A 9,544-nucleotide genomic window follows, 5' to 3' on the forward strand; every position below is an offset into this window, starting at 1 on the left:
AAGATATGAGAATTGCAATTGTAACCGGTGCGTCTTCCGGAATAGGAAGAGAATTTGTGAAGCAGCTCCCTTATTTTTACAAGGGACTGGATGAAATCTGGGTCATAGCCAGAAGAAGGGAACGGCTGGAATCTCTGGCGGAAATGTCTCCTATCCCCCTGAGAATATTTGAGGGGGATTTAACAGAAGGGCATGTATATTCAAAACTTGAACATACACTGGCAGCTAAAAAGCCGAATCTTCGTATGCTTGTAAACGCAGCCGGTTTCGGGAAAATAGGGTTGGTGTCGGAGCTTGCTGAAAAAAGCCCTTCAAGTCAGATGGATATGGTAGATTTAAACTGCCGTGCACTGACTCGTATGACGCTGACTTGTCTGCCCTATCTTTCAAAGGGAAGCAGAGTCGTCCAGGTAGCCTCGGCAGCGGCATTTCTCCCTCAGCCTTCTTTTGCGGTCTATGCGGCCACGAAAGCCTATGTTTTAAGTTTTTCCCGGGGACTTGGAGGGGAGCTGGAGGACAGGGAGATTTTTGTTACCGCTGTCTGCCCAGGTCCTGTAGCGACAGAGTTCTTTGCAGTATCCGGAAGTATAAAAGCATCCTGGAAAAACCTGTTCATGGCTAAGCCGGAAAAGGTTGTAAAACAGGCACTTCTGGATTCCAGAAATAAAAAGGCTGTTTCAGTATACGGCATTACAGTCAAAACAGCGCAGATGGGAGCAAAATTTTTGCCTCACCGGCTGCTTATGAAAATAATTAACATAGACAACAGCCCAGGAAAAGAAAGGCATCACCATGCAAAAAATCACGATCGGCGGAAACGAGGCGGGGCAGAGATTCGACAAGATGCTGGCGAAGTATCTGAATAAAGCCCCCAAAAGCTTTCTGTACAAAATGCTGCGGAAAAAAAATATCACTTTGAACGGAAAAAAAGCTACCGGCAGTGAAAAGCTTCAGTCAGGAGATGAAGTGAAGCTTTTCCTTTCCGATGAGACCATTGCAGGATTTAAGGAGAGCCATTTTCAGTTTACCGATGAAAAACTAGATATTCTCTACGAGGATGAGAATATTGCCCTTATAAACAAACCGGCGGGGATGCTTTCTCAGAAAGCCTCCCCGGAGGATGTTTCTCTTGTGGAGCATTTCATCACCTATCTGATACAATCGGGACAGCTTACCGAGGAGGCGATGAGGGCCTTTCGCCCCTCTGTGTGCAATCGGTTGGATCGAAACACCAGCGGAATAGTTGCGGCGGGGAAAAGTCTGGCAGGTCTGCAGGAATTAAGCAGTCTCTTTAAAGACAGGACTATCGGAAAATATTATCTCTGCCTCGTGGAGGGGTGTGTAGAACAGCCTTCATATATCCGGGGATTTTTAAAAAAGAACAGCCGGACAAATCAGGTCCAAATCACTGAAAAGGACTTCACCGGAAGCAGTGCCATAGAGACGGAGTTTGTTCCCTTAAAAACCGGATCAGATACAACGCTTCTGGAGGTACACCTGATCACGGGAAAAACTCATCAGATACGTGCCCATCTTGCGTCTGCCGGACATCCTATTCTGGGAGATTACAAATACGGAAACCCGAAGGTCAACGGCATCTGCCGTGCAAAGTATGGTTTAACCCACCAGCTTCTGCACGCATACAGAATTACATTTCCACACCTTGAGGGGGCACTTTCTCATTTATCCGGAAGGCAATTTACCGCAGCTTTGCCCCAATATTTTCAGAAGATAGCAAAAGACAAAGGAGTTTTTTAATATGGCTACATGGAATTCAAGGGGACTGCGGGGTTCTACACTGGAGGATCTGATCAACCGTACAAATGAACGCTATGACGAGATGGGGCTTGCGCTGATTCAGAAAATTCCCACACCAATCACTCCGGTAAAAATAGATAAGGAGCTCCGGCATATTACCCTTGCTTATTTTGACAAAATCAGTACAGTAGATTATATTGGAGTGGTGCAGGGAATCCCGGTCTGCTTTGATGCGAAGGAATGTGTCAGGGACACTTTCCCTCTGCAAAATATTCATGAACACCAGATGCTGTTTATGGAAAAATATGAGCGGCAGAGCGGTATCTCTTTTCTTATTATTTATTACAGCAGCAACGATGACTTATATTATATGCGTTTTAAAGAGATTCAAAAGTTTTGGGAGCGCGCAAAGGCCGGGGGCCGTAAAAGCTTCCGCCGCGAGGAACTGGATCCGACTTATTTCATGGAATTAAAAAGCGGATTTTTCGTTCCCTACCTGGACTATATACAGCAGGATTTAGACACCAGGGATTGACATTTTTGTGTAAACTACGTATAATTTATGTATTGTTTAACGAATTAGCACGATAAAGTGAGGCGGCAGATATGGAACAGAAGCTACATACTCCTGAGGGAGTCAGAGATATTTATAATACGGAATGTAAAAAGAAACTAAAAGTCCAGGACAACTTGCATGAGATCCTAAGGGTCTACGGTTACCAGGATATCCAGACACCTACATTCGAATATTTTGATGTATTTAGAGAAGAAATCGGTACTATTTCTTCCAGAGAATTATATAAGTTTTTTGACAGAGACGGGAATACGCTGGTACTTCGCCCAGACATCACCCCTTCTATTGCGCGGGCGGCGGCAACCCTGTTCGAGACACAAGATTTTCCTATCCGTCTCTGCTATACAGGCAGTACCTTTATCAATCATTCCAGCTATCAGGGACGCCTAAAGGAAAACACCCAGATGGGAGCGGAGCTGATCGGGGCCGATTCCATAGAAGCCGATGCAGAGATGCTTGCAATGGTGGTCAACGGACTGGAAAAGGTTGGCTTGAAAGAATTTCAGGTAAATATCGGACATGTTGATTATATTCAAAGCCTGATGAATGCAACACATCTCGAAACGGACGAAAAAGCAAAAATACACCGGTTGATTGCCAATCGGAATTATTTTGGAGTGGAAGAAATCCTTGATAACAAAAATGTGAAACCAAATATTAAAGAAGCTTTTCATATATTGCCCGAGTTGATGGGAGATGTGGAACTTCTTGATACGGCACAGGAAATCGCGCCAAGTATCGAGGCCAGACATGCCATTTTTCATCTACAGCAGATTTATAAGCTGCTGACACTTTACGGTGTGGAGGATCATATTACATTTGACTTAAGCATGAACGGAAATTACGGATATTATACAGGCATTATTTTCCGTGCTTATACCTATGGAACAGGAGATGCTGTGGTAAGAGGCGGCCGCTATAACCACCTTCTTGAAAAGTTCGGGAAAAACACACCGTCCATTGGTTTTGCTGTTATTATCGATGAATTAATGAGTGCTCTTGGCCGCCAGAAAATTCCGGTGGAGACTTTGCATACAAATATGATTGTGTACACAGAGGCAACACAGAAGTGGGCAATTGCTCTCGCAAAGGACTTCCGGGCCAAAGGCAGATGTGTGGAAATGTCGAAACGGGACGAAGAGGATACCAAAGAATATTACATATCCTACGGAAAGCGAAAACAGGCCGTCAGTATGCTTTATCTGAATGATGATCTGACTATTGGGATGATAAACCTGCTTACCGGCGAAGAAAAGCTGATCAATGCAGGGAGATAAAAGGAGCAGCGGACATGAGATATTTAACTTTTGCCCTGACAAAGGGCCGTCTGGCAAATCAGACAATGGAGATGCTGGAAAAGCTTGGAATTGCGTGTGATGAACTAAAGGACAAGGATTCCCGGAAGCTGATTTTTGTAAATGAGGATTTAAAGCTTAAATTTTTTCTGGCAAAAGGTCCGGATGTTCCTACTTATATAGAATATGGCGCCGCAGATATCGGTGTGGCAGGGAAAGATGTCATTATAGAAGAGGGGCGCAAGGTTCATGAGGTTTTGGACCTGGGGTTCGGCAAATGCAGGATGTGTGTCTGTGGTCATGAGGATGCAAAGGATCTTCTCAAACACCGTGAACTTATACGGGTTGCAACAAAATATCCCAACATTGCAAAGGACTATTTTTATAATAGAAAGCACCAGACAGTAGAGATTATTAAAATGAACGGCTCTATTGAACTGGCACCTATAGTGGGACTTTCTGAGGTTATCGTGGACATTGTGGAGACCGGTTCCACTCTGAAAGAAAACGGGCTGGTTGTTCTGGAGGAGGTGTGTTCTCTGTCTGCCCGCATGATTGTCAATCCGGTCAGCATGAGGATGGAAAACAGCCGGATCAAAGAATTAATCACAAACCTAAGAGAACTGCAGAAAAACATTTGAACGGAGGGATAAGATGCGTATTGAAAAACTGGATGAAGGCACAAAGAAAAACCTGCTTGCGGACCTTCTGAAGCGGGGTCCTGATAACTACGGACAATATGAAACCAGAGTCAGGGAAATCTTAAGTGAAGTAAAAGAGAAGGGTGACAAAGCAATTTTCTCTTATACAGAGAAATATGATAAAGCAAAAATAGATGCATCCAACATTTTGGTGACAGATGAAGAGATAAAGGAAGCTTATGACCAGGTAGAGAGTTCTCTTCTTGCCATTATCCGAAAATCTCTGGAAAATATTGAGTCTTACCATGCAAAGCAAATGCAGTACAGTTGGTTTGACAGCAAACCGGACGGCACGATTCTGGGACAAAAAGTGACTGCCCTTCACAGGGTAGGCGTGTATGTGCCTGGGGGGAAAGCTGTCTACCCTTCCTCTGTGCTGATGAATATCGTACCTGCAAAAGTAGCAGGTGTTGAAGAAATTATTATGACGACACCGCCGGGAGCAGACGGAAAGGTAAATCCGGTAACGCTGGTTGCAGCAAATGAAGCAGGTGCCACTGCCGTATACAAGGTGGGCGGAGCTCAGGCCATTGCCGCTCTGGCGTATGGGACAGAAAGTATCCCTAAGGCAGATAAAATCACAGGGCCCGGGAATATTTATGTGGCTCTGGCTAAAAAAGCGGTCTATGGACATGTGAGCATTGATTCCATTGCAGGGCCCAGTGAAATTCTGGTACTTGCGGATGAGACGGCCAATTCTAGATACGTGGCTGCAGATCTGCTGTCACAGGCCGAACATGATGAGCTTGCTTCCGCCATACTGGTAACAACAAGTCAGGAACTGGCCCTAAAAGTTTCCCTGGAGATAGATGAATTTATAAAAACACTGTCCAGAGGTGAAATCATACAGAAATCACTGGACAACTACGGACATATTCTCTTGGCGGACAGCATGGAAGCTGCCATTGACACCGTAAACGAAATTGCTTCGGAGCATCTGGAAATTGTAACAAAGGATCCTTTTACTGTCATGACAAAAATACGCAATGCAGGAGCAATCTTTATAGGAGAATATAGCAGCGAACCTCTGGGTGATTATTTTGCAGGGCCAAACCATATACTGCCCACTAACGGAACCGCAAAATTCTTTTCCCCTCTGTCGGTGGATGATTTCCTGAAGAAATCAAGTATCATATGTTACTCGAGGGAAGCGCTGGAAGCGGTACACTTTGATATTGAAAAGTTCGCCGAGGCAGAACAGCTTACGGCTCATGCAAACTCCATAAAGGTGAGATTTGACCAGTAGAACGCTGCATGAAGGAGGAAATATGTGATGGACAGGACTGGCAGTTGTAATAGAAAAACGAAAGAGACAGATATTGCATTGACGATTTGTCTGGATGGAAAAGGACATAATTGCATTGACACGGGCATCGCTTTTTTTGACCACATGCTGGACGGGTTTGCACGGCACGGTCTGTTTGACCTGAAAGTAAAGGTAAAGGGAGATTTAGAAGTAGACTGCCATCACACCGTGGAGGATACCGGGATTGTACTGGGGCAGGCTATAGCCGAAGCTCTCGGGAATAAGACCGGGATTAAGCGTTACGGAAGTTTTATCCTTCCCATGGATGAAACACTTGCCCTGTGCGCAATAGACCTTTCAGGACGTCCATACTTGAACTACAAGGCTGGTTTTACAACCGAACGAATCGGCGGGCTGGACACAGAGATGGTAAAAGAATTTTTCTATGCGGTATCATACAGCGCAGCCATGAATCTGCATCTGAAAATTCTTGACGGCGGCAACAACCATCATATGGCAGAAGCTTTATTTAAAGCATTTGGAAAAGCGCTGGATTCGGCAACCATGGAGGAGCCGAGAATGAAAGAGGTCTGGTCTACAAAGGGCAGCCTGTAAAGGAGAAAAGAAATGAGTTATAAAAGATTAACCCCCTGCATTTTCATCGATAAAGGAAAAGCAGTCCGGTGGTTCGACGATAAAGAAGTAATTTCTGACAATGTAACATCACTGGCAAAGCACTACTGTGATATGGGCGCAGACGAATTGATTGTCTTTGACCTGTCCGACTCGGATGAGGAACACGAACAGGCCATTGATCTGATAAAAAGAATCAATCGAGTCATCAGTATCCCCATGATTGCCGGTGGCAATATCAGCAGACAGGAGGATGTAAAGAAATTTCTGTATGCCGGTGCAAGACGGGCTATGCTGAATTTCTCAAAATCTGAATCTATTGACCTGATCGAAGAGGTTTCCAAACGGTTTGGCAAAGAAAGGATCGCTGTTTCACTGAATGATTTCGATGCCCTGTTCAAACAACAGCATCTCATAGAAGAGTATGGCTCGGAAATCATATTCATGCACAGGCTGGATCTTAATTCCGTTATGAACGTGACCCAGATTCCCAGTGTTGTAGTCACAGACACCATGGAGAAGGAGGAAATACTAAAAATATTAAAAAACGAAGGAATAAAAGGTGTTTCAGGACTCTTCATCAGTCAGAAAGACATAGATTATCATGCGTTTAAAAATATTTGCCTGGCCGAGGGTATCCGCATGACTTCTTTTGAAAGCATGGTAGACTTTTCAGAATTCAAATTAAATTCGGATGGTCTTTTGCCTGTAATTGTTCAGGACTATAAAACAAATGAAGTCTTGATGCTGGCGTACATGGATGAGGAAGCCTTTGATCACACCATAAAATCCGGAAAAATGACTTACTACAGCAGAAGTAGAAAAGAGCAGTGGATAAAAGGAGCTACATCCGGTCATTTTCAGTATGTAAAGACACTAACCATGGATTGTGATAACGATACCCTCCTAGCAAAAGTAGAGCAGATAGGGGCCGCCTGTCATACTGGGAGCCACAGCTGCTTCTTCCAGCCTGTCGTGGGCAGTGAATATGATGTCAAGAACCCTCTCCAGGTGTTTGAATCTGTCTATGCCACAATCGCTGACAGAAAACAACATCCGAAAGAAGGTTCCTATACCAATTATCTGTTTGATAAGGGGATTGATAAAATTTTAAAAAAAGTGGGAGAGGAAGCATCGGAAATTATTATAGCAGCCAAAAACCCAAATGCAGAAGAAGTAAAATACGAGATGTCAGACTTTTTGTATCACGCCATGGTATTGATGGTCGAAAAAGGAATTACCTGGGAAGACATCACCAATGAACTGGCAGACCGATAGTGATTAGCGAGGTGTTTCACGAGCTTAGCACGTAGGTCGTTCATTGAGATTAGCGAGGTATTCACGAGCTTAGCGAAAAGAACTTCCTTATTATGCAGACAAGAAGTTCTAACTGTTTCTATGTGGACATAAGATAGGGTAGATTGATATAGCAGAGGTACATATCTTATGAACGAAGCAGAACAACGGCGCAAGGATCTTCTCCGGCAGACAAGAAAACTTTATAATGAAGATGGGGGCATCCCGGCAGTACACCCCCGGTATGGACGCATCTATCATGACCTGTACGGAGGTGATGAAGAAACCAGGCCTAAAAACAGCTTCTATTTTCGGTTGATTCTGGCAGTTCTGTGCTTTGTATGCTATATCTGGATAGATTACGAAAAAATTGATGTGGCAAACGTAAACAGCGGGAAGATAATAAATCAAATAGAACGCCAGTTGGAGCTGAAAGATATTAAGTCGGTGTGGAAAAGTTTATAACAAGGTTCTTCATCTTTAGATGAGTAACTTTTTCATAAAGATTAATAATGAATAATGACAGGGGTATAAGTTTATCCTAAACTGATTAAAAGACCGCTTGCAAAAACAAACGGTCTAGTATATAATTTACTTAGAAAGGTAGTCGGAATTGAAATTTCCGATTGCCCTCAGTAAAATGCGATTATAAGGAATAGCATCTAACTTTGGTCGGTTGGGATGCTATTTCTTTTTGTCATTGTTATGATGGTCTATGTAGTCCAGTGCTGTAAAGATTACAAGCAACAAAGTTAATACATCACCTATATTCATAAGGCATCACCCTCTCTTTCACGATACTAGATGGCAATCGACAGCGGAAATTTGCATCCTGCTTTCTGTTCAATTATATGAGTTAAGTATAGCATGGGGAACATAAGTTCGCAATCAAAAAAAGCATCAACAGGAGAGAATATTAATCTTCTGAAGGTGCTTTTTCTATTGACTGCTGCCCAGAATGAATATTATCAACAGCTGATTGCAATTCAATAGACCCCCATTGATTGTGGATAATCTGCCTGTCAAGTTCTGCAATCCTTTTACTGGCGTATTTGTCCAGCCATTCCATAAGAAAATGAGGAATATATTTCTCTGGTGTCTTCTGAACGATGGAAAATATAACATTTTATGATTTGTCATATAACTTATTGGATAACTTCTCATTTAAAAGGTGTTTCATTACCAGTACGACCGTTTAAAATTCATCATCTATAATTTTCTTATATTCCATTTCAAAATCAATAAAAAATTCCTGATATTCAAATCCTGTAAATAAAAGTAAATTGGAAGAATACCACAGAACAGTCCATGGCATCTGTATGTCCACGGAATTGGCAAGGCTGTTGGCTTCTCTGCGATGAGTTTGGAACACTGCTCAAAATAGAATCTTCCGCCAAAGGGGAACTGCGCCAGATGTTCGGAATGGTACTTCAGGATACATGGCTGTTCCACGGAACCATAAGAGACTATACGTCTTCTGTAGATTGTACGCAAGGGTACAGATACATTGATGACACCGGAAACATCTTCTACATTAAGTTCCCATTATAATATTGGTATATCAAATAAGAAAGAAACAAAGGATTCAGAAAAAACAAGTTCTCAAAAACCCCAAAATGAAGGTAATAAGAAAATCCGGACATTGGTAGAAGAAAATAAGCCGGAAGAAAAGAAAAAAACAGCATCAAAGAAACCACTACCACAAAAGCCGCTACAAATAATAAGGACATGTACAAAGGGAAAAAGTCAAATGCCCCCAACGACACCCCTGACATTCCACTTATCGCAGGAATTTGTACTTTGTTCATAGGAATTGGATTTGGGGGATATAAGTTGTATAGAAATAAAAGAAGTAATAGTTAAGGAATATTATATTATTGAAGTCAAGCATGTAGAATTTATATACACAGGGAGAATAAATTAGGAAAGTTCTAAGTCAGGGGCTCAAAATCAGGAGCCTGATTAGAACTTCAAGCCCCTGATTTAGTACTTTCCTTTTGAACCAAGTCCCGCATGCGGACGGCTTATGTAGTTTTGATTG

General features: G+C 42.8%; 10 protein-coding genes. All 10 read left to right on the forward strand.

All coding sequences use genetic code 11. The features are described 5' to 3' along the window. The first annotated feature begins 5 nt into the window (after positions 1-5). Positions 6-866 carry an SDR family NAD(P)-dependent oxidoreductase gene (locus tag BN3456_RS12300; protein ID WP_089984466.1) on the forward strand — a complete coding sequence of 287 codons (861 nt, stop codon included), beginning with the start codon at positions 6-8 and terminating at the stop codon, positions 864-866. Next, positions 793-1,758: an RluA family pseudouridine synthase gene (locus BN3456_RS12305; RefSeq protein ID WP_089984468.1), complete on the forward strand. Its 966-nt coding sequence runs from the start codon at positions 793-795 to the stop codon at positions 1,756-1,758. Before BN3456_RS12300 ends, BN3456_RS12305 begins: the two co-directional genes overlap by 74 nt. Position 1,759: 1 nt before the next feature. After that, complete coding sequence (locus BN3456_RS12310) at positions 1,760-2,293, forward strand: Holliday junction resolvase RecU (RefSeq protein ID WP_089984470.1); 534 nt, start codon at positions 1,760-1,762, stop codon at positions 2,291-2,293. A gap of 71 nt (positions 2,294-2,364) precedes the next feature. After that, the gene (gene hisZ / locus BN3456_RS12315) at positions 2,365-3,609 is read left to right on the forward strand and encodes an ATP phosphoribosyltransferase regulatory subunit (protein ID WP_089984472.1); all 1,245 of its coding nucleotides are present in this window, start codon (positions 2,365-2,367) and stop codon (positions 3,607-3,609) included. Positions 3,610-3,623: 14 nt separating this feature from the next. Next, a complete protein-coding gene (hisG, locus tag BN3456_RS12320; protein WP_089984473.1) occupies positions 3,624-4,268 on the forward strand; it encodes an ATP phosphoribosyltransferase in 645 nt (214 codons plus the stop codon). 13 nt (positions 4,269-4,281) lie between these two features. Further along, positions 4,282-5,574, forward strand: coding sequence for a histidinol dehydrogenase (gene hisD / locus BN3456_RS12325; protein ID WP_089984475.1), 1,293 nt, complete (start codon positions 4,282-4,284; stop codon positions 5,572-5,574). A 27-nt stretch (positions 5,575-5,601) separates the two neighbouring features. Beyond that, complete coding sequence (hisB, locus tag BN3456_RS12330; RefSeq protein ID WP_347458053.1) at positions 5,602-6,189, forward strand: imidazoleglycerol-phosphate dehydratase HisB; 588 nt, start codon at positions 5,602-5,604, stop codon at positions 6,187-6,189. Between the two features lie 12 nt (positions 6,190-6,201). Beyond that, on the forward strand, positions 6,202-7,485 hold the full coding sequence (gene hisIE / locus BN3456_RS12335; protein ID WP_089984478.1) for a bifunctional phosphoribosyl-AMP cyclohydrolase/phosphoribosyl-ATP diphosphatase HisIE: 1,284 nt from the start codon (positions 6,202-6,204) through the stop codon (positions 7,483-7,485). 168 nt (positions 7,486-7,653) lie between these two features. Further along, entirely contained in the window at positions 7,654-7,968 is a 315-nt protein-coding gene (locus tag BN3456_RS12340; protein ID WP_089984480.1) for a hypothetical protein, read from the forward strand. Between the two features lie 843 nt (positions 7,969-8,811). Continuing rightward, on the forward strand, positions 8,812-9,054 hold the full coding sequence (locus BN3456_RS15715) for a hypothetical protein (protein ID WP_141654516.1): 243 nt from the start codon (positions 8,812-8,814) through the stop codon (positions 9,052-9,054). Positions 9,055-9,544 lie beyond the last annotated feature (490 nt).

The sequence above is a fragment of the Clostridium sp. C105KSO13 genome (assembly GCF_001517425.1).
Lineage (GTDB): Bacteria > Bacillota > Clostridia > Lachnospirales > Lachnospiraceae > Muricomes.

What these genes read in the sequence shown, in the direction of transcription:
- hisIE (WP_089984478.1), top strand. Translation starts at nt 6,202, where the DNA reads ATGAGTTATAAAAGATTAACCCCCTGCATTTTCATCGATAAAGGAAAA.
- BN3456_RS12340 (WP_089984480.1), top strand. Translation starts at nt 7,654, where the DNA reads ATGAACGAAGCAGAACAACGGCGCAAGGATCTTCTCCGGCAGACAAGA.
- BN3456_RS12305 (WP_089984468.1), top strand. Translation starts at nt 793, where the DNA reads ATGCAAAAAATCACGATCGGCGGAAACGAGGCGGGGCAGAGATTCGAC.
- hisG (WP_089984473.1), top strand. Translation starts at nt 3,624, where the DNA reads ATGAGATATTTAACTTTTGCCCTGACAAAGGGCCGTCTGGCAAATCAG.
- hisZ (WP_089984472.1), top strand. Translation starts at nt 2,365, where the DNA reads ATGGAACAGAAGCTACATACTCCTGAGGGAGTCAGAGATATTTATAAT.
- hisB (WP_347458053.1), top strand. Translation starts at nt 5,602, where the DNA reads ATGGACAGGACTGGCAGTTGTAATAGAAAAACGAAAGAGACAGATATT.
- BN3456_RS15715 (WP_141654516.1), top strand. Translation starts at nt 8,812, where the DNA reads ATGGCATCTGTATGTCCACGGAATTGGCAAGGCTGTTGGCTTCTCTGC.
- BN3456_RS12310 (WP_089984470.1), top strand. Translation starts at nt 1,760, where the DNA reads ATGGCTACATGGAATTCAAGGGGACTGCGGGGTTCTACACTGGAGGAT.
- hisD (WP_089984475.1), top strand. Translation starts at nt 4,282, where the DNA reads ATGCGTATTGAAAAACTGGATGAAGGCACAAAGAAAAACCTGCTTGCG.
- BN3456_RS12300 (WP_089984466.1), top strand. Translation starts at nt 6, where the DNA reads ATGAGAATTGCAATTGTAACCGGTGCGTCTTCCGGAATAGGAAGAGAA.